Origin of the sequence: Arthrobacter gengyunqii (genome assembly GCF_023022985.1) — a bacterium.
Classification (GTDB): Bacteria; Actinomycetota; Actinomycetes; order Actinomycetales; family Micrococcaceae; genus Arthrobacter_B; species Arthrobacter_B gengyunqii.
In genome coordinates, this window is record NZ_CP095461.1 from 3,037,882 (window position 1) to 3,055,910 (window position 18,029).

Sequence of the window (18,029 nt, forward strand, 5' to 3'; positions counted from 1 at the left end):
ATCATGAACCGTTTCTTTGACATTCTGCGTTCCTCCCCCATCCGCCGGACCCGCGGCTGGGCCGGCGGCGTGTGCGCCGGGCTGGCCATGCGTTACGGCTGGGACGTCTCAGTGGTGCGCATCGCCGTCCTGCTCAGCTTCCTCCTGCCCTTTGTCGGCGTGTGGACCTACTTCGCCGCCTGGCTCCTGCTGCCCAAGGTTGACGGCACCATCGCCCTGGAACGCCTGGTCGGCAACCGCTAAGCCGTTTCAGGCCCTCATTTGCCTCCTGCGGGGCCGACGGGAACCGCCGCGCGGTGGCTTGGAGCCCTGCCGTGGCTAGAATCGAGGCTGAGGATCCACCAGCCGCACAACCGAACCAAGAGGTTTTAATAATGAAGATCGGTATCCTGACCAGTGGGGGCGACTGCCCCGGACTCAATGCGGTCATCCGCGGAGCCGTCCTCAAGGGCATCAAGATCCACAACCAGGAGTTTGTCGGTTTCCTGGACGGCTGGCGCGGCGTGGTGGACGGCGACATTATTGACCTTCCCCGAACCAGCGTCCGCGGCATCTCCAAACAGGGCGGAACCATTCTGGGGACATCGCGCACCAATCCGTTTGAGGGACCAAACGGCGGCCCGGAGAAAATCAAGGCCACCATGGACCGGCTCGGAGTGGATGCCATCATCGCGATCGGAGGCGAGGGCACACTGGCCGCCGCGCAGCGCCTCACCGATGCCGGCCTGAACATTGTGGGCGTTCCCAAAACGGTGGACAACGATCTGGATGCCACCGACTACACCTTCGGTTTTGACACGGCCGTCCAGATCGCCACCGAGGCCATTGACCGGCTGCGGACGACAGGCGAATCCCACCACCGCTGCATGGTGGCCGAAGTCATGGGACGCCACGTCGGCTGGATTGCCCTGCATTCGGGAATGGCTGCCGGCGCGCACGCCATCCTGATTCCGGAAAACCCGCAGAGCCTGGATCAGATTGCCGAATGGGTCACCCAGGCCCGCGACCGCGGCCGTGCCCCGCTTGTCGTCGTAGCCGAAGGATTCGTCACCACCGATATGGAGTCCCCGCACTCGGAACGCGGACTGGATGCCTTCGGCCGGCCGCGGCTGGGCGGCATCGGAGAGCTGCTGGCCCCGGAGATCGAAGCCCGGACCGGCATCGAAACCCGTGCCACCGTTTTGGGACACATCCAGCGCGGCGGTGTTCCCACCGCTTATGACCGCGTACTGGCCACCCGGCTGGGCATGGCCGCCATTGATTCCGTGATTGACGGACTCTGGGGGACCATGGTGGCCCTCAACGGCACGGACATTGTGCACGTGGGCTTCGAAAAGGCGCTGGACAACCTCAAGACCGTGCCGCAGCACCGCTACGACGAAGCGTCCATTCTGTTCGGTTAGGACCGAGAACCACAGACGGGACCGGGTATAGGTTGAAGCGTATGAATTTGGATCCGGGAACGATTGCGATCATTCAGCTCGCGTGGTCCCGGCGCCTGGGACTGGCGGACGATGCGCTGGCGGGAGCCGGGGACAGCAAGCGAATCTACAGCGTGCAGGACGACTCGCGCAGCGTCTCCTTCCTGCGTCTCTTTGGCAGGGAAGTCTTCTGCGGACCGGAGTGGGCGGTCCGGCGTGCCCACGGCAAGAGCGCGGCGGAACTCAGCCGCCATTCCGCCCTGGCCAGTCTCTCGGTGGAGTACGGCGGACGGACGGTCGGATCCGAACACCTGTGTTTTGCCGACGTTTTCCCGGAACCGGTGGAGCCGGAGGATGAACTGGCTGTCTCCGAGGACCCGGCCGTTGCCGTCCAGCTGGAGCGGCTGTGCCCGCCCGACGACGTCGCTGAAGCAGGCCTGGCGGGCAAGGAGTCGCTGTTCATCGTGGTGGATGACACCGCAGAAACTCCGGTTCCGCTGGCGGGCGCCGGTTACAGCATCCGGGACGGCATCCTGGCCGACATCTCAACGCTCACCGCGCCGGCCAACCGCCGGCACGGGCTGGGACGTTACGCCACGTCCATCGCCGTGGAAGAGTCCATGGCGGCAGGCCTGATCCCGCAGTTCCGCACACCGCTGGACAACGTTGGAGCAGCACGGACCGCTGCCGGTGCAGGTTTCCTCGCCGTTGGGATCCGTTCCGAAGTCCAGCTGACCGCTTAGCTTTCCGGACCCGGCTCCGGCCCTTAGTTAGGGGCCGGTGCTAGTTCGGGGCCGGTGTTAGCCCAGCAGGTCCAGCATTTCCTGCCGCTTGAAGAATCCCGCCGTATCCCGCGCGCTGGGCGAGCCTGCATCGGGGTCCGCTCCGCCTTCAAGCAGGATGCGGAAGATGCCGGTGTGGCCCTTGAAGACGGCACCCGCCAGCGGGGTCTGGCCCCGGTCATTCTGCGTGTTGACGTCCGCGCCCCGCTCCACCAGCAGGGCGGTCAGGTTCTCGTGGCCGTGGTAGGACGCCAGCATCACGAGCGTGTCGCCGGAGCCGTTGGTCAGGTTCACGGGCACTCCAGCATCCAGGTAACCGCGGATCCCCTCCGTATCACCGGCGCGCGCAGCGTCGAACACCAAACCGGCCAATTCGATGATGTCGTCGTCAATCTCTGGGCGGGGTTCCGGGGTGCTCATGGATTTCCTTTCAAGGGATGTTTCGGTCTGTCCTCTTCGGCGCTGGATACGGCTATGCCCGGGGCGGGCGCAGGAATCCGCCGGCACGGCCCACAACCTGGCCGGCGTCGGGGGCAACAATGATTTCCTGCGCGGCTGCGTAAGGCTCGCCGTCGTCGTCCACCACCAGCTCCGCCGCGGGATCCACGGAGCGTTTGATGACAGCCAGGGCCACCGCGCCCATCTCGTAGTGCTGAGCGACTGACGTAACCGTACCGACCTTCCGCTCGCCCAGCAGCACAGAGCTGCCGGCGGCGGGAAGGGTGTGCTGGGAGCCGTCCAGCTGCAGGAACACGAGCCGGCGGGGAGGATGCCCCAGGTTGTGCACGCGGGCCACTGTTTCCTGGCCTTTGTAGCAGCCCTTGGCGAGGTGGACGGCCGTCCGGATCAGGTCCAGCTCGTGCGGAATGGTCTTGTCGTCGGTCTCGGCACCCAGCCGCGGGCGCCAGGCGGCGATGCGCAGGGCTTCGGATGCCATGGTGCCGGCAAGGGTGCGGCCGGAGCCCTCGATGGCCTGTTCCAGCTCAGCTGCCGGAATCAAGTATTCGTGCCAGGGGCGGTCGCGTCCGGGATGGGAATCCTCAGGGACACCGGTGTAGGCGAAACCGCCGGCACCGATGTTTGGCCAGGGATCGGTCCAGGCGGAAAAGCGGTCCCAGGCGGCCACCGGCGTAACCGAGCCGACAACGGCCCAGTCGGCGCTGACGTCCGCCACCTGGACCCGGAGCATGAACTTCATCCGTTCCAGGAACTGGGCCAGGACAGGCGCCTCAGCCGCTTCCACTATCAGCCAGGCAGTGGTCCCGTCGTCCAGGATCCGTGCGTCGTGCTCAATCCGTCCCTGGACGCTGAGCAGCAGCAGCTCCGAACTTGTGCCGGGCTGCAGCCCGCTCACGCTCTGGGACGACAGGGTGTTCAGCCAGCTCAGGCGGTCGGGTCCGCTGACCGTGACGACGCCGCGGTGGGACAGGTCCGTGACCGCGTTGCCGCGCGCCAACTCCCGCTGCTCCCGCAGGGGATCACCGTAATGGGCTGCAACGCCGGCATCGAGGCCACCGGCTTCCACCGCACCGTGGCGGGACAGGAGGGGGCTCAGATAAGTCATAACGGGTGCAACGTCCTTGAAGGGGCGGCTATTCCGGGTTCACTCCGCACGGGGATGACAGCGTGGAGCGAGCGGGGAGACAACGGCGGAGCGGTCAGGAAGTCTTCTTCAGGATGGCGGACGCGTGTGCTTCCAGGGCGTTGCCGCCGGCAGCCACGTCCCAGCGCCAGTACAAGTCGCCGTTGACCAGGCCAAAGATGCGTGTGGCGGCGGTGTACTCCTTGGAGTTCACGCCCCGCATCACCAAATCGGTGCTCAGCTGGATCTGCGGTCCCTTGATCTGGCCGTAGTAGAGTTCCGCGATGCCGCCGGGATGGACGATGGTGGCGGTGATGTCGAAACCGCCGCTGTCATTGCGGAGCTTTTCAACTTCGTCTGCGCTGCGCAAGGCTGGGACAATGTCCGCGGGCGTCAGGCCGGGACCGCCGTCGGCGTCGTTCAGCGGACGGTCCAGCGCCCAGAAACCCGTCTCAACGGCGAGCGGGCGCAGCACTGTGCCCTCTTCATCGGTGAGCCAGCTTTCGGCCTCGTACTTCAGGTACGGCAGGCCGTTCTGGCTGAAGGTGACGCGCTGGGTGAAGTGCTCGGACTCCGCCTCGCCCTCCCCCAGCCTGCCGGAGCCTTCCCAGACGCCAAGCAGCCAGGACAGCGGCACGAGTTCAGGGGTCAGATCTGTGGGGATCTCCATGGGCATGGCGCTGACCTGTTCCTTTGGTTGCTCTTCGGTGGGCTACTTCTGCCCTTTGTAGAGGCGGCTGATGACCAGGCCGGCGAATGCGGCCATGCCGACGCCGGTGATGCCAAGCAGGACGATAAAGAAGATTTCAAGGGCTACAAGCGAATCCATAGCTACATCCTAACCCGGAGCGGGCGACGTTTCCTTCCATGACCTTCCGGTGGGGATCCGGAAGGATCAGGGAACGAGCAGGGTGGCCAGGAAATAGACGACGGAGCCCAGCGCAACAATGGGCGCCAGGGCCAGGGCCAGCCTGCCGCGGCGGTTGGGGATGTCTTCGCGGGAGAGGATCAGACGGCGAACCGCCATGACCACGGCAGCACCCGCGGCGCCCATGAGCGCAGCGGCAGCGGCATGGACGCCGGCTTCCGGCTGCAGCACCCCGGCCAGCGCTCCGGCCAGGGCGCCCACGGCCACGCCCAGCGGGGCGGCAATCCTGTCGGGCAGGGGAATAAGGGATACGGCCAGAGCTGCGAGGATGCCGGCGGCTCCAATGGTCAGACCGGCCGGGCTGCCGTCAGCACCGGCAAGCCGGTCCGCCGCCACCCAGCCCGAACCCATGACCGTGAGGAGGACTCCGGCAATGTTGCCGATGGTTGACTCCAGCCGGTGTGCCTGGCCGGTTCCGCGGAGCAGCTGGATCAGGAAGATCACTCCCACGCCAACCGCCGCCGCGGCGGGCAGCCACGTCAGCAGGGCGGTGGGCGGGGCAACCATTGCAGCAGCACAGGCAGCTGCACCGGCTAGTGCCAACACCGCGCCCTGCGTCTTCTTGGCGGGGACATCCAAGAGGTGCGGCCAGCCGATCCCCACCACGACGCAAAAAATGCCGGTAACCACGGCCACGGCCGCCACGGACCAGTACGAAGCACCGACGATGCAAATCAGGGCGGCTGCCGCCAGCACCGCTACGCTCCAAAGTTTCACTTAAGCCATCCTGCCTTATTACGCAGTACAGATGAAAGCTACGGTCCAGGCGGGGACCCGTGGGTATACTTTCAACACCTTCGCCCCGCCTGCGGACGCGGCCCAGCTTGTGCCCGATGATGTGCGCCCAACTTTGGAGGATCCATGTCGCACATTTTGCTGCTGACCAACAGTCCGGGACCCTCGGTCGAGGTCCTGCCGGCCCTCGGCCTGCTCAATCATAAAGTCCAGGTTGTTCCCGCCGAGCCCACCGCTCTACTGGACACCGATCCCAGCGATGTGGTGCTCATTGATGCCCGCAAAGACTTGGTCGGCGCCCGTTCCCTCACTCAGCTGTTGAAGGCGACCGGGCTCGACACCCCGCTGATCCTTATCCTGACCGAAGGCGGAATGGCTGCCGTGGCGGCCAACTGGCGTGCCGACGACGTCATCCTCGATTCCGCCGGGCCGGCTGAGCTGGAGGCCCGGCTGCGGCTGATGTCTGCCCGGATCAATTCCTCGTCCGAGAGCGCCAGCACAGAGATCCGAGCATCCGGCGTCGTCATCGATGAGGCCAGCTACACCGCACGGGTCAACGGCGCCGCACTGAACCTGACTTACAAGGAGTTCGAGCTGCTGAAGTACCTGGCGCAGCATCCCGGACGTGTTTTCACCCGCGACCAGCTGCTGCACGAGGTGTGGGGTTACGACTATTACGGGGGCACCCGAACTGTGGATGTCCACGTCCGGCGCCTGCGGGCCAAGCTTGGCCCGGACCATGAAAACCTGATCGGCACCGTCCGCAACGTGGGCTACCGCTTCACGCGGTCCCGCGTCGCCGGAGATGCGGCACAGCCCGCGAGCCAGGACGCCTGACCCCGGACTGCAGACAGCGGACCCCGGACCGCGCCCGGCCGTTCAAGTTTGAGCGCCTCCGCTTGCCCGCTGCCTTCCGGGCGCTAGGCTTCTTCAATGAGAGACGAACGCGTAATGCCCTGGCCCGTCACAGTTACCAAGGGAACCCCGGAACCGGATGAGCTGGCCCGGATTCGCGAGCTGGCCGATGCCGCCGCCGATGCCGACGGCAACCCTCCGCTCTCCGAACAGACGCTCGTGGACCTCCGTTCCGCCGGAACTGATCCTGATTCGCTGCAGGTTTTTGCCACCTACGCCAATGACGAGTCCTCGGATCCCTCGGCAACCCAGGCCCTGGCGGGGGTCGCCGTGCTGATGGGTGAAAGGCAGGAGGAGCCGGGCGTGCTGGAACTGGTGGTCCATCCGGCGTACCGCGAGAAGGGCGTGGGCACCGCACTGGCATCATCGGTGCGGGAGCATGTTCGTGCCGGTTCCGTTCCCGCCCCCCAGGCGTGGTCGCACGGCGACCATGATGCCGCCGTCGAACTGGCTCAGCGTTTTGGCTACCGTCCGGTCCGTGAACTCCTGCGCCTGCGGCTGAGCCGGGGCGCCGGCGACGCCGGGATGCCGGCAGCCGAGCTGCCCGCCGGCGTTTCCCTGCGCGCTTTCCGGCCCGGAGCTGACGAGGACGCCTGGCTGGCCGCCAACGCCGCCGCCTTCGCCCACCATCCGGAGCAGGGCGGCATGACCCGGGCCGACCTTGACGCGCGCATGGCGGAGGACTGGTTCGATCCCGAAGGGTTCCTGCTGGCCGTGCGGGATGAGGACGGCGCCGTCCTCGGCTTCCACTGGACCAAAGTCCATCCCGGCACCGGCGGGCATCCGCCGCTCGGCGAGGTGTACGTGGTGGGCGTGGTTCCCGAAGCGCAGGGCATGGGACTGGGCAAGACCCTGACGATTGCCGGCATCCGGCACCTGCAGGACAGCGGGCTGCAGGCCATCATGCTCTACGTGGACGCAGACAATGCCCCGGCCATGGCCCTCTACCAGCGGCTGGGGTTTGTCCGGTGGGACGCGGATGTGATGTACGCAGCCGGTTGAGCCGGAACTGCTTGTAATGTTGATTTGACGGCACTGCTTGCCCGGACTTCCGGGCAGGCACCGCCTGAACCGCCGCCATACTGCAGGGAGACACCATGGGATCCGATACCGCCGCCGAGCCGCACTACACCTTCGGGTCGGCTGAGTCCATGTCTGCGCCCCGGGCCACTGAGGACCGGATCGACATACCGGACTTCGGGCCCGCACTGGTTCCCGAGGGGGACATCAGCCCGGAGCGTTTCCTGGACCGCGAAATCAGCTGGCTCCACTTCAACGCGCGGGTCCTTGAACTCGCTGAGGACCCGGACCTCTACCTGCTGGAGCGGGTCAGCTTCCTGTCCATCTTTGCGTCCAACCTGGACGAGTTCTTCATGGTCCGGGTTGCGGGCCTCAAGCGCCGGATCGCCACCGGACTGGCGGTTCCCTCCGCTGCCGGCCTGAGCCCGATCGAACAGCTGGAACACATCGTGGAGGCCGGCTACCGGCTGCAGCAGCGCCACGCTGAGGTTTTCGCCAGCCAGATTCGCCCGGCACTGGCCGAGGAGCAGATTTTCCTGGTGGGCTGGGACGAACTCGACGACGCGTCCAAGGCCTACCTGCACCGCCAGTTCGCGTCCAAGGTGTTTCCCATCCTCACCCCGCTGGCGGTGGATCCGGCCCATCCCTTCCCCTACATTTCCGGACTCTCGCTGAACCTGGCGGTGGTGGTGCGCAACCCCGTCAGCGGCAAGGAGTTCTTTGCCCGCGTCAAGGTCCCGGACCAGCTGCCCCGCCTCATCTCGGTGGACGGGCCGCGGGCAGGCAATGTTGCCGGCCGGGTGGCGCGCTTCATTCCGCTCGAGGACGTCATTGCCGAGCACCTGGACCAGCTCTTCCCCGGTATGGACGTCATGGAGCACCATGCCTTCCGGGTGACCCGCAACGAGGACCTGGAGGTGGAGGAGGACGACGCCGAGAACCTGCTGCAGGCGCTCGAAAAGGAGCTGCTGCGCCGCCGGTTCGGTCCGCCCGTCCGCCTCGAAGTCACCACTGACATCAATCCCAGCATCCGTGAGCTGCTGGTGCGCGAACTCGGCGTGGAAGAAGACGAGGTGTATGCGCTGCCGGCGCCGCTGGACCTGCGCGGGCTGGCCGGCATCAGCCGCATCGACCGCACGGACCTGCACTATCCCAAGCAGGTGCCCCACACATCCCTGCACCTGAAGGAATCCGAAACCTCCAAACCGGCCGACGTGTTTGCCGCGATGCGCCGCCGCGACATCCTGCTGCACCACCCGTACGATTCCTTCTCCACGTCCGTTCAGGCCTTCCTGGAGCAGGCCGCCGCAGACCCGCGGGTCCAGGCCATCAAGCAGACCCTGTACCGCACGTCCGGAGACTCCCCCATTGTCGATGCGCTGATTGATGCCGCCGAGTCCGGCAAACAGGTGCTGGCCCTGGTGGAAATCAAGGCACGCTTCGATGAGCAGGCCAATATTTCCTGGGCCCGCAAGCTGGAGCAGGCCGGCGTGCACGTGGTGTACGGCATCGTCGGATTGAAGACTCACTGCAAGTTGTCCCTGGTGGTCCGCCAGGAAGTGGACGGGCTGCGGCGCTACTGCCATATCGGCACCGGAAACTACCACCCGCGCACCGCCCGCTATTACGAGGACCTGGGGCTGCTGACGTCCAACGAGCAGGTGGGCGAAGACCTCACGAAGCTCTTCAATCAGCTCTCCGGATACGCCCCGAAGTCCACGTTCAAGCGGCTGCTCGTGGCTCCCCGGTCGGTGCGGTCAGGTCTGATTGACCGGATTGAACGGGAAATCGCCAATAAGAAGGCCGGTCTGGCCGCCCGGGTGATCATTAAGGTCAACTCGATGGTGGACGAGGCGATCATCGATTCCCTCTACCGCGCCTCACAGGCCGGTGTCCGGGTGGACGTGATTGTTCGCGGCATCTGCTCGGTCCGCCCGGGGGTCCCCGGCCTGAGCGAGAACATTACCGTCCGCTCCATCCTGGGCCGGTTCCTGGAGCATTCACGCGTCTTTGCCTTCGCCAACGCCGGAGACCCGGTCATCTTCATCGGTTCGGCCGACATGATGCACCGCAACCTGGACCGCCGGGTGGAGGCCCTGGTCCAGCTGGCTTCCCGCGAGGACATTGCGGACCTCATCGCTCTGATGGACCGCTACATGGACCCGGCCACTGCCAGCTGGCACCTCGAGTCGGACGGCATCTGGAACCGGCACCACAAGAATGAGGAAGGGGAACCGCTTTTGGACGTGCAGTCCTGGCTGCTCGCTTCCCGGTCCCGGCAGCGCGCCGCCGTCCGCCGTTGATGCCCATGTCCCCCGAACCTGAAACTGCCCTGGGCGAACAAACGACCCTCCCCCGCGACAACCGCGGGGGCGGGTCCGAAGACGTCGCCCCGTCAGACATCAAGGTGGTGGCGGCGGGAGCGCTGTGCTGGCGCACCCGCAACGGTGAACTCGAAGTCCTCATGATTCACCGCCCCCGGTACAAGGACTGGTCCTGGCCCAAGGGAAAACTCGATTCCGGCGAGACCACCCCCGAATGCGCAGTGCGCGAAGTGCAGGAGGAGGCCGGTGTGCGTATCCGGCTCGGCATTCCGCTGCCGGCCACCGTGTACCCGGTGGCTTCCGGAATGAAGATTGTCCATTATTGGGCGGCGCGCATCGAGGACGGCAAGCCGCATCCGGACGGCAAAGAAGTGGACGGGGTCCGCTGGTGCACTCCGGCCGAAGCCCATGCAGAGCTCAGCAATCCTTCGGACCGGCTGCCTCTGCGCACTTTGGAGGAGGCGCATGCCGAGGGTCGGCTCAGGACGTGGCCGCTGATCGTAGTGAGGCATGCCAAGGCCAAGCCGCGGTCATCGTGGACCCGGGCGGAAGGGGACCGCCCGCTGGCGGCAACCGGCCTGCGTCAGGCCCAAGCCGTGTCGCGGCTGCTCGCTGCCTGGCTGCCGGACCGGGTGGTTTCCAGTCCCTGGGTCCGGTGCGTGCAGACTGTGCGCCCGTATGTGAAGGCGCGGGCCGTGAAATTCAAAACCGTGGATGCCATTACCGAGCACAGCGCCAAACGCAAGCCCGGCAAGGCCCGCAATGCGGTGGAAGCACTGTTTGACAAGGCCAAACCTGTGGCCCTGTGCACCCACCGGCCGGTTTTGCCCCTGACGTTTGAGGTGCTGTCACAACACATGCCGGCCGGACTGTCCATGGGATTGCCCGACAAGGATCCTTATCTGGCGCCGGGCGAGGCGGTCATCTGTCAGGTCTCCTCCGCTGATGACAGTCGGATCGTGTCCCTGGAGCGCTTCCGGGCCTTCGATGACTGAAGCTGTCCTGCAGTGATTCCTGCCGGATAGCTAAGCCTAACCGTGCTTTTATCGGCCCCCGCTCCGGCCTAGGGTGGGGGCCATGACTACCTTTACAGAGCTCCTTGAAGCCCAGATCGGCCACGAATTCAACGCCTCGCAGCAGTACGTTGCAATGGCGGTGTTCTTCGACGGCGAAGATCTCCCGCAGCTGGCCCGCCACTTCTACGCCCAGTCGGTGGAGGAACGCAACCACGCCATGATGCTGGTGCAGTACATGCTGGACCGGGACATGCCCGTGCGGATCCCCGGCGTCGCCGCCGTACGCAATGACTTCACCACCGTGGTGGAACCCATCGCCTTGGCACTGGAACAGGAACAGCAGGTCACCCGGCAGATTGAGGCCCTCTTCGCTGCCGCGCGCGCCGAGGGCGACGCCCTGGGTGAGCAGTTCATGCTGTGGTTCCTCAAGGAACAGGTGGAGGAAGTCGCTTCCATGTCCACGCTCCTCACAGTGGCCCGGCGCGCCGACAACCTCTTCGACCTGGAGAACTTCATGGCCCGGGAACAGGTTGGCGACGGCGGCGGGCACGACTCCGGCGCTCCCGAGGCTGCCGGCGGTGCACTCTAGGGAGAACCCCTGCCGGGCAGCGGACGAACTAGACTGGAGCCGTGACTATCCCTACGCCTTATGAAGACCTGCTCCGCGACGTGATGGCCCACGGAACGCAGAAATCCGACCGGACCGGTACCGGTACCCGCAGCGTTTTCGGCCGCCAGATGCGCTTTGACCTGAGCAGTTCCTTTCCGCTGATCACCACCAAGCGGGTGCATTTCAAGTCCGTCGCCCTGGAGCTGCTGTGGTTCCTGCGCGGGGATTCCAACGTGCGGTGGCTGCAGGAGCGCGGCGTGAGCATCTGGAATGAGTGGGCAGACGACGACGGCGAACTCGGCCCGGTCTACGGTGTCCAGTGGCGCTCGTGGCCGGCGCCGGACGGCGGGCAGATCGACCAGATCGCGAAGGTGGTCGAGAGTATCCGCACCAACCCGGACTCCCGCCGGCACATCGTCACGGCCTGGAATCCGGCCGAAGTGGACAACATGGCGCTGCCGCCGTGCCACGCCATGTTCCAGTTCTATGTGGCGGACGGGAAACTGTCCTGCCAGCTGTACCAGCGCTCCGCGGATCTGTTCCTCGGCGTGCCCTTCAACATTGCCTCCTATGCTCTGCTGACGCTCATGGTGGCGCAGCAGACGGGGCTGGAGCCGGGAGAATTCGTTTGGACCGGCGGCGACGTCCATATTTATGACAATCACGTGGACCAGGTCCGCGAACAGCTCAGCCGCGCACCTTACCCGTACCCGCAGCTGCGGCTCGCCCGCAAACCCGAGTCGATCTTCGACTACGCCCTGGAGGATTTCGAGGTGCTGGATTACCTCCACCATCCCGGCATCAAAGCTCCGATTGCCGTCTGAAAGGCATCCGTTGTGAGTGAATCTGCAGCAGGCGTCCGCTATTTCCCCGCGGGCGGCGGCAAGGACAGCGGCGACAACAGCGCTGCTCCCGCCGGCAAAGACCTGACGGCGGCGCTGGCTGCCGCATTCCCCGCCGGACCGCCGCAGCCGCTGGTGGGCATGATCTGGGCCCAAACGGTGGACGGCGTCATTGGCAGGGACGGCGGCATGCCCTGGCACCTGCCCGAGGACCTGGCACATTTCAAGAACACCACCGCCGGGCACCCGGTGATCATGGGCCGGCGCACCTGGGAGTCCTTTCCCGCCGCTTTCCGCCCGCTGCCGGGCCGCACCAACATTGTGGTGAGCTCCAGCGACACACTGGCCGCCGAGATTTCCCCGGCCGGCGCCGTCGTCGTCCGTTCCTTGGAGCAGGCGCTGGACACCGCCCGGCACAGCCCCGGCGGAGAGCAGGTCTGGATTGTCGGCGGCGCGCAGCTTTATGAGGCGGCGGCGCCTTTGGCGGACGCCGCAGTGGTGACCGTCATTGACATAAGCACAGAGGGCGACACGAACGCCCCGCACCTCGGCCCCGACTGGACCTTCGCCGCGCTCAGCCCTGCCGAGGGCTGGAATACCGCGGCCAACGGCACCTCCTACCGGATTGCCCTCTGGACGCGTACGGGGGATGTCGGGAGCGGCGTCACCAACCAGCCCGAAGAGACCGTCCTGCCCTAAACTGGGAAGCATGACTTTCGCAGCTACCTCCGTACCCACCGCGGGCTTCATCGGCTGGCGGGGCATGGTCGGTTCCGTCCTGATGCAGCGCATGCAGGATGAGGGCGACTTTGACCTGATCAACCCCGTGTTCTTCTCCACTTCCAACGCCGGGGGCTCCGCACCGTCCTTCGCTGAAGGTGCCGGCCCCCTCCAGGACGCGTACGACGTCGAAGCGCTGGCCAAGCTGCCGATCATCGTCACGGCGCAGGGCGGGGGTTACACCTCCGAGGTGTACCCCAAGCTGCGCGATGCGGGCTGGGACGGCCTGTGGATTGATGCCGCCTCCACGCTGCGGATGGAACAGGACTCGATCATCGTGCTGGATCCGGTGAACCGTGACGTCATCGACGCCGGCCTGGCGCGAGGCGTGAAGAACTTTGTCGGCGGCAACTGCACGGTGTCCTGCATGCTCATGGGCCTGGGCGGACTGTTCCGCAACGGCCTGGTGGAGTGGGGCACCTCCATGACCTACCAGGCTGCCTCCGGCGGCGGGGCCCGGCACATGCGCGAACTGCTCAACCAGTTCGGCTCCCTGAACTCCGTGGTGGCGGACCAGCTTGCAGATCCGGCTTCGGCCATCCTGGACATCGACCGCGCAGTGCTGGCGCAGCAGCGGAATCCGGAAATGGATGCGTCCCGGTTCGGCGTGCCGCTGGCCGGTTCGGTCATTCCCTGGATTGATGCGGATCTGGGCAACGGGCAGTCCAAGGAAGAGTGGAAGGCCGGGGCGGAAACCAACAAGATCCTGGGCCTGGACGCTGACGGCCGGATTCCCTTCGACGGGCTGTGTGTCCGCATCGGCGCCATGCGCTCGCATTCCCAGGCCCTGACGCTGAAGCTCACCGAGGACCTGTCGGTAGCCGAGATTGAACGCATCATCGACGCTGACAACGAATGGGCGAAGGTGGTGCCCAACACCAAGGAGGCCACCATGGCCCAGCTGACCCCCGTGGCGGTCAGCGGCACACTGGACATTCCAGTGGGCCGGATCCGCAAGCTGGAGATGGGTCCGGAGTACATCAGCGCCTTCACCATCGGCGACCAGCTGCTCTGGGGTGCCGCCGAGCCGCTGCGGCGCATGCTGAAGATCGCCACCGGCACCCTCTAGGAACGCGGGGACCGGATCCGCTCCGGGCGTCCCTCTTTTCGTACCCACCGGCGTCGAAAACGGATGATCAGGACAAGGAGAGCCGTCCCCGCGGCGAATACCAGCACGGCCAGCGGCCACGGAACTCCGCCGTCAAACATCCGGAAGGCCCCCCATCCCAGGAGCATTCCGGCGATGACGCCGCACATGGACCACAAACGTCGTTCCATTGATCTTCCTCTCTGTGGCACCGGGGCAGCGGCCTGCGCCGACGGTAGAGCTTGAGGCTACGCCTCCCGCCCAGTGTCGGTGGCAGGTGGGACGGTGTTCCCATGGAGCAGAAACCGGCAGGCCAGCAACCCATGGAATCCATAGATTCCGTCCTCGACAGCTTTTTTGCGTCCAGCTGCATCGGCAAACAGATACCCACCGGGGTGCGGTATCTGCGGGTGGGGACGCATCTGCGGAAGTACCTCGAAACGGACGGCGAGCGGATCCTCTGCCCCAAAGACGCCGTGCTCCTGGACCTGGAACGCTCCCTGGAGCCGGACTCAGCCTTTGCGCGGCTCTTCGGTGCCGAGGTGCTCGCCTATGCCCTCAGCGGTTTCCTTGAACCGGAGTGGCTGCTGCCGGATCTGCAGGACCGCAGGACGCAGGTCAGCCTGACGCCGCGGCTGATCCAATGGCTGTGCAACTGCCACCTCCTGGATCCGCGCCGGGACCGTGCGGCCATCCACAGCACCCGGGCGGCAGCAGCATGGGCGCGGCGCGGGCCGGCCCATGGAGGGCCGCGTTAGGCAGTCAGAGGCTGCAGTTGATCAGCAACGGCTCGGGGTGCAGCCGGATGCCGAAGGCATCCTCCACACCGTCCGCGACGGCCCTCGCTACGGCCAGCAGATCCTCCGCGGAGGCGTTGCCGCGGTTGGTCACGGCCAGCGTGTGCTTGGTGGACAGCGAGGCCCGTCCTCCCGCCAGTTCCGTGCCCTGGCCGGTTTCCGGCAGGCCGAAGCCTTTGGGGAAACCGGAACGGTCTATCAGCCAGGCGGCGCTGAGCTTGACCATGCCCGGCTGCGCGACCGGGTACCGGGGCGCTTCGGGCGGCAGGTGGGCGGCTTCAGCCTCGGGGAGCACGGGATTGGTGAAGAAAGAGCCGGTGCTCCAGGTGTCGGGATCCGCGGAATCAAGCACCATCCCTTTGCCCGCGCGCAGCCTCAGAACCTCACGGCGCACGTCGTCGGCCGCGGCCCGCTCCCCCACTTCCACGCCCAGCGCACGGGCCAGCTCGGCGTACCGCACCGGGGCGCTCTCCATGCCCCGGGTCAGGCCGAAGTCCACGGTCAGGACAACGTAGCGCGGGGAACCGTTCACCGTGGCGCGCTTGAGCACCGAGTCCCGGTAGCCGAACTGCAGGTCTTCGTTGCTGAAGGACACTGTGGCCCGGTTCTGCCGGTCCCAGGCGCGGACCAGCGTGATGCTGTGCGAAACATCGGCACCGTAGGCGCCCACGTTCTGCACCGGCGTCGCACCGGCCAGGCCGGGAATGCCCGACAGCGCTTCCAGCCCGGAGCAGCCCTCTCGCAGGGTCTGGGCCACGAGCTCGTCCCAGGGATGACCGGCCTGTGCGCGGACGGTGACAGTGTTCCTGTCCTCGGTGAATTCCAGTCCGCGGGTGGCGACGTGGACCACCGCGCCGTCAAAACCGTCGTCGGAAATCACCAGATTGGAGCCGCCGCCAACAATCAGCAGCGGTTCCTTCGCTTCATCGGCGGCACGGACCGCACCGATGAGCTCGTCCTCGGTTTCCGCATTGATGTAGCGGCGGGCAGGTCCGCCCACCCGGGAGGTGGTCAGGGAGGACAGCGGCAAAGAGGTCAGTGCGCTCACCAGATCCGTACAACCGCCTGTGCCTTGACCAGCACCTTCTGGCCGTTGAACGTAACGGTGAGGTCCACGCGTGCGGTGGAGTTGTCGGCGTCAAGCGCGCCGATAACCCCGGTGACCTCGACGACGGCCCCGGCTTCCCCTTCCATGTCCTCCACCGGCACCGGCCGGGTGAAACGCGTCTGATAGTCAATGACGGCGCCGGGATCGCCGATCCAGTCGGTCACCAGCTGGACAGCCGCGCCCATGGTGAACATGCCGTGGGCGATGACCCCGGGCAGGTCCACGCTGCGCGCAAACCGCTCGTTCCAGTGGATGGGGTTGAAGTCTCCGGAGGCTCCGGCATAGCGGACCAGATCGGCGCGGGAGATCTCCAGCGTGGCCGAACCGATTCTTTCTCCGGCAGCGAGTTCGCTCAATGCAATCGACACGGCGTTACTGCCCTTCTCCTCGGACGAGGATGGATGACACGGCAGTGGCGACTTTTTCGCCCTCCGTGGTGGAGATTTCCGAGCGGGTGGTGAGCAGGGCGCCGTCGCCCATGGCCCGGACGGAATCCACATGAAGTTCCGCGATCAGTTCGTCGCCGGCGACGATCGGCCGGTGGTGGGTGAAGCGCTGGTCCGCGTGGACCACACGGGTGAAGTCGATGCCGGCCTCCGGATCGGAGATCAGCTGGGCATCAGCGCGCTGCGCCACGATGACGGCGAAGGTGGGCGGGGCCACCAGGTCTGCGTAGCCCAGCCGTTCAGCTTCCGCCAGGTCATAGTGCGCGGCGTGGCCGGCCTTGACGGCGCGGGCAAACTCACGGATCTTCTCACGGCCCACCTGGTAGGGCTCGCTGGCGGGATAGCTGCGCCCCTGCAGTTCGGGATTGATGCTCATTTGGTTCCCTTCATCCGGCGCCGGGCGTCCCGGGCTCGAACCACCATACCGCCCAAATGCAGGCACATACCCACCACGATCACGGGGGCGGCGATGTACATCAGCAGCGGAGAATCTCCGACCGCACCGAAAACGACCATCAGCACGCCGGCGCCGGAAACCACCAGGGCGGACACCACCAGCTTGCGGTACAGGGCGGAACCGGTTTCCCACGGGGTGTTTAGCATGCCCCCAGAATACAGGCGGGGCGCCTCCGGCCGCGAAACGGGGCGCCGGGCCGGAGGCCTCCGCCCGGACCCTAGAACAGAGCCGTCTGCAGGGCAGGAAGCCGGGTGGAGTAGGAGCCCAGGTGCAGGCGGCGGCCCTTCAGCCGGGCCAGGTCGGCGAGGAACGGCGTATCGGACCCTTCCACCGTCACCAGCGCCGCTGCACCCACCATGGCTTCGATAACCATGGCGTGCTCGCCGGTCCCCGGGTCCAGCGGATAGGCGACGACCCCGGAGGCGCCCAGCACGGCCCGGGCCTGGTCCGGGCGGTGGAAGGTTTCAGCCTCCACGGCGAATCCGGAGATGTCCAACCCGGTCAGCAGTTCCCGGACCCTCGCCGCGTGCCGGGAGTTGATCCGGTCCAGGTCCGCCTCAGCCAGCGGCTGCGCCAAAGCAGCCGCCTTGGTGCCGGCGCGCACCGCCTGTACCAGTCCCGCTTCGGCTGTGACCAGGTCTTCCAGGATGCGCACCACCCGGCCATCGTCTGCGCGGGCAACATAGCGCGCGGCCACCGCACCCTGTTCGACGAGGCGCAGCCGTTTCCTTCCGTCCGCGGCGGTGCCCACTTTGCTGGTGCCGTCCGCAAAGGTGGCGATGTACAGCCAATGCGGCTGATCCAGGTACAGCTTGAGTCCCGGCGGTGCGATCCCGGACCGGTGGACATTGTGCACCAGTCGCCAGTCGTCGCGGGCGAAGCAGGACCCGCACTGGTAACCGCGTTCTGCTGCTGAATGCACCGGGCAGGGCTCGGCGATGCGGGTGTACCGGTCCTGCACCTTCACAGAACCCAGGCAATGCCGCAGCGCCCCGTCGTCGCCGGGAAGAATCCGATAGGACAGAACGGTTCCGGCGTCGAGCCGCACTTGCCGGGACGTGCCTTCGGGAGCGCGCAGCGCAAGGTACGGACCGGCGTCGTCCCAGGAGACTCCGGCGCTGAGGTAGCGGCCGGCGGCAATCGTCACGAGTGGAACTCCAATGGCAGCAGCGGGTTCGG

Annotated in this window: 22 protein-coding genes; 12 read left to right on the forward strand and 10 right to left on the reverse strand. The window is 66.3% G+C overall.

The window, feature by feature from the left end:
• The first annotated feature begins 3 nt into the window (after positions 1 to 3).
• The 3 genes from MUG94_RS13930 to MUG94_RS13940 all read left to right on the forward strand — a co-directional run bounded on the left by MUG94_RS13930 (position 4) and on the right by MUG94_RS13940 (position 2,164).
• Positions 4 to 243: a PspC domain-containing protein gene (locus MUG94_RS13930; protein ID WP_227892348.1), complete on the forward strand. Its 240-nt coding sequence runs from the start codon at positions 4 to 6 to the stop codon at positions 241 to 243.
• A 131-nt stretch (positions 244 to 374) separates the two neighbouring features.
• Positions 375 to 1,403 (forward strand): 6-phosphofructokinase, encoded by a 1,029-nt coding sequence (locus MUG94_RS13935; protein ID WP_227892349.1) that lies wholly within the window; start codon positions 375 to 377, stop codon positions 1,401 to 1,403.
• 41 nt (positions 1,404 to 1,444) lie between these two features.
• A complete protein-coding gene (locus tag MUG94_RS13940) occupies positions 1,445 to 2,164 on the forward strand; it encodes a GNAT family N-acetyltransferase (RefSeq protein ID WP_227892351.1) in 720 nt (239 codons plus the stop codon).
• Between the two features lie 57 nt (positions 2,165 to 2,221).
• Here the strand turns inward: MUG94_RS13940 and MUG94_RS13945 are convergent, their stop codons facing one another.
• The 4 genes from MUG94_RS13945 to MUG94_RS13960 all read right to left on the reverse strand — a co-directional run bounded on the left by MUG94_RS13945 (position 2,222) and on the right by MUG94_RS13960 (position 5,430).
• Positions 2,222 to 2,623 carry an ankyrin repeat domain-containing protein gene (locus MUG94_RS13945; RefSeq protein ID WP_227906673.1) on the reverse strand — a complete coding sequence of 134 codons (402 nt, stop codon included), beginning with the start codon at positions 2,621 to 2,623 and terminating at the stop codon, positions 2,222 to 2,224.
• Between the two features lie 52 nt (positions 2,624 to 2,675).
• Positions 2,676 to 3,767, reverse strand: a complete 1,092-nt coding sequence (gene ygfZ, locus MUG94_RS13950; protein WP_227906674.1) for a CAF17-like 4Fe-4S cluster assembly/insertion protein YgfZ — start codon at positions 3,765 to 3,767, stop codon at positions 2,676 to 2,678.
• A gap of 94 nt (positions 3,768 to 3,861) precedes the next feature.
• Positions 3,862 to 4,461, reverse strand: a complete 600-nt coding sequence (locus MUG94_RS13955) for a heme-binding beta-barrel domain-containing protein (protein ID WP_227892355.1) — start codon at positions 4,459 to 4,461, stop codon at positions 3,862 to 3,864.
• A 219-nt stretch (positions 4,462 to 4,680) separates the two neighbouring features.
• Positions 4,681 to 5,430: a hypothetical protein gene (locus MUG94_RS13960; protein ID WP_227906675.1), complete on the reverse strand. Its 750-nt coding sequence runs from the start codon at positions 5,428 to 5,430 to the stop codon at positions 4,681 to 4,683.
• A gap of 144 nt (positions 5,431 to 5,574) precedes the next feature.
• On the opposite strand from MUG94_RS13960, the gene MUG94_RS13965 reads away from it, so the two are divergent.
• The 8 genes from MUG94_RS13965 to asd all read left to right on the forward strand — a co-directional run bounded on the left by MUG94_RS13965 (position 5,575) and on the right by asd (position 14,024).
• A complete protein-coding gene (locus tag MUG94_RS13965) occupies positions 5,575 to 6,285 on the forward strand; it encodes a winged helix-turn-helix transcriptional regulator (protein ID WP_227892357.1) in 711 nt (236 codons plus the stop codon).
• Between the two features lie 96 nt (positions 6,286 to 6,381).
• Positions 6,382 to 7,365, forward strand: a complete 984-nt coding sequence (gene mshD, locus MUG94_RS13970) for a mycothiol synthase (protein ID WP_423724272.1) — start codon at positions 6,382 to 6,384, stop codon at positions 7,363 to 7,365.
• A gap of 95 nt (positions 7,366 to 7,460) precedes the next feature.
• The gene (locus tag MUG94_RS13975) at positions 7,461 to 9,686 is read left to right on the forward strand and encodes an RNA degradosome polyphosphate kinase (RefSeq protein WP_227892358.1); all 2,226 of its coding nucleotides are present in this window, start codon (positions 7,461 to 7,463) and stop codon (positions 9,684 to 9,686) included.
• Positions 9,686 to 10,702: an NUDIX hydrolase gene (locus MUG94_RS13980; protein WP_423724273.1), complete on the forward strand. Its 1,017-nt coding sequence runs from the start codon at positions 9,686 to 9,688 to the stop codon at positions 10,700 to 10,702. The genes MUG94_RS13975 and MUG94_RS13980 overlap by 1 nt, the downstream gene beginning before the upstream one ends.
• 82 nt (positions 10,703 to 10,784) lie before the next feature.
• Positions 10,785 to 11,312: a ferritin gene (locus tag MUG94_RS13985; protein WP_227892360.1), complete on the forward strand. Its 528-nt coding sequence runs from the start codon at positions 10,785 to 10,787 to the stop codon at positions 11,310 to 11,312.
• 41 nt (positions 11,313 to 11,353) lie between these two features.
• Positions 11,354 to 12,157, forward strand: a complete 804-nt coding sequence (locus tag MUG94_RS13990; RefSeq protein ID WP_227892361.1) for a thymidylate synthase — start codon at positions 11,354 to 11,356, stop codon at positions 12,155 to 12,157.
• 12 nt (positions 12,158 to 12,169) lie between these two features.
• Positions 12,170 to 12,874, forward strand: coding sequence for a dihydrofolate reductase (locus MUG94_RS13995; RefSeq protein WP_227906677.1), 705 nt, complete (start codon positions 12,170 to 12,172; stop codon positions 12,872 to 12,874).
• 10 nt (positions 12,875 to 12,884) lie between these two features.
• Positions 12,885 to 14,024: an aspartate-semialdehyde dehydrogenase gene (gene asd, locus MUG94_RS14000; RefSeq protein WP_227906678.1), complete on the forward strand. Its 1,140-nt coding sequence runs from the start codon at positions 12,885 to 12,887 to the stop codon at positions 14,022 to 14,024.
• On the opposite strand, the gene MUG94_RS14005 is transcribed toward asd, so the two are convergent.
• On the reverse strand, positions 14,021 to 14,254 hold the full coding sequence (locus tag MUG94_RS14005) for an FUSC family protein (RefSeq protein WP_227906679.1): 234 nt from the start codon (positions 14,252 to 14,254) through the stop codon (positions 14,021 to 14,023). The genes asd and MUG94_RS14005 overlap by 4 nt on opposite strands.
• Before the next feature lie 81 nt (positions 14,255 to 14,335).
• Here MUG94_RS14005 and MUG94_RS14010 point away from each other — a divergent pair, with 81 nt between their 5' ends.
• On the forward strand, positions 14,336 to 14,800 hold the full coding sequence (locus tag MUG94_RS14010) for a hypothetical protein (protein ID WP_247098818.1): 465 nt from the start codon (positions 14,336 to 14,338) through the stop codon (positions 14,798 to 14,800).
• A 4-nt stretch (positions 14,801 to 14,804) separates the two neighbouring features.
• On the opposite strand, the gene MUG94_RS14015 is transcribed toward MUG94_RS14010, so the two are convergent.
• From MUG94_RS14015 to MUG94_RS14035, 5 genes are all read right to left on the reverse strand, one after another.
• Positions 14,805 to 15,878: a UDP-N-acetylmuramate dehydrogenase gene (locus MUG94_RS14015; RefSeq protein WP_227906971.1), complete on the reverse strand. Its 1,074-nt coding sequence runs from the start codon at positions 15,876 to 15,878 to the stop codon at positions 14,805 to 14,807.
• A gap of 5 nt (positions 15,879 to 15,883) precedes the next feature.
• Entirely contained in the window at positions 15,884 to 16,315 is a 432-nt protein-coding gene (locus MUG94_RS14020; RefSeq protein WP_227906681.1) for a MaoC family dehydratase, read from the reverse strand.
• A 4-nt stretch (positions 16,316 to 16,319) separates the two neighbouring features.
• Entirely contained in the window at positions 16,320 to 16,769 is a 450-nt protein-coding gene (locus tag MUG94_RS14025) for an FAS1-like dehydratase domain-containing protein (RefSeq protein ID WP_227906682.1), read from the reverse strand.
• Positions 16,766 to 16,996, reverse strand: a complete 231-nt coding sequence (locus MUG94_RS14030) for a hypothetical protein (RefSeq protein WP_227906683.1) — start codon at positions 16,994 to 16,996, stop codon at positions 16,766 to 16,768. The genes MUG94_RS14025 and MUG94_RS14030 overlap by 4 nt, the downstream gene beginning before the upstream one ends.
• 71 nt (positions 16,997 to 17,067) lie before the next feature.
• The gene (locus MUG94_RS14035) at positions 17,068 to 17,997 is read right to left on the reverse strand and encodes a DUF2797 domain-containing protein (protein WP_227906686.1); all 930 of its coding nucleotides are present in this window, start codon (positions 17,995 to 17,997) and stop codon (positions 17,068 to 17,070) included.
• Positions 17,998 to 18,029 lie beyond the last annotated feature (32 nt).

Coding starts and splice junctions, on each gene's coding strand:
- MUG94_RS14030 (WP_227906683.1), bottom strand. CDS start 16,996: ATGCTAAACACCCCGTGGGAAACCGGTTCCGCCCTGTACCGCAAGCTG.
- MUG94_RS13955 (WP_227892355.1), bottom strand. CDS start 4,461: ATGCCCATGGAGATCCCCACAGATCTGACCCCTGAACTCGTGCCGCTG.
- MUG94_RS13985 (WP_227892360.1), top strand. CDS start 10,785: ATGACTACCTTTACAGAGCTCCTTGAAGCCCAGATCGGCCACGAATTC.
- ygfZ (WP_227906674.1), bottom strand. CDS start 3,767: ATGACTTATCTGAGCCCCCTCCTGTCCCGCCACGGTGCGGTGGAAGCC.
- MUG94_RS13930 (WP_227892348.1), top strand. CDS start 4: ATGAACCGTTTCTTTGACATTCTGCGTTCCTCCCCCATCCGCCGGACC.
- MUG94_RS14025 (WP_227906682.1), bottom strand. CDS start 16,769: ATGAGCATCAATCCCGAACTGCAGGGGCGCAGCTATCCCGCCAGCGAG.
- MUG94_RS13935 (WP_227892349.1), top strand. CDS start 375: ATGAAGATCGGTATCCTGACCAGTGGGGGCGACTGCCCCGGACTCAAT.
- MUG94_RS14010 (WP_247098818.1), top strand. CDS start 14,336: ATGGAGCAGAAACCGGCAGGCCAGCAACCCATGGAATCCATAGATTCC.
- asd (WP_227906678.1), top strand. CDS start 12,885: ATGACTTTCGCAGCTACCTCCGTACCCACCGCGGGCTTCATCGGCTGG.
- MUG94_RS13940 (WP_227892351.1), top strand. CDS start 1,445: ATGAATTTGGATCCGGGAACGATTGCGATCATTCAGCTCGCGTGGTCC.
- MUG94_RS13965 (WP_227892357.1), top strand. CDS start 5,575: ATGTCGCACATTTTGCTGCTGACCAACAGTCCGGGACCCTCGGTCGAG.
- MUG94_RS13975 (WP_227892358.1), top strand. CDS start 7,461: ATGGGATCCGATACCGCCGCCGAGCCGCACTACACCTTCGGGTCGGCT.
- MUG94_RS13945 (WP_227906673.1), bottom strand. CDS start 2,623: ATGAGCACCCCGGAACCCCGCCCAGAGATTGACGACGACATCATCGAA.
- mshD (WP_423724272.1), top strand. CDS start 6,382: ATGAGAGACGAACGCGTAATGCCCTGGCCCGTCACAGTTACCAAGGGA.
- MUG94_RS13980 (WP_423724273.1), top strand. CDS start 9,686: ATGCCCATGTCCCCCGAACCTGAAACTGCCCTGGGCGAACAAACGACC.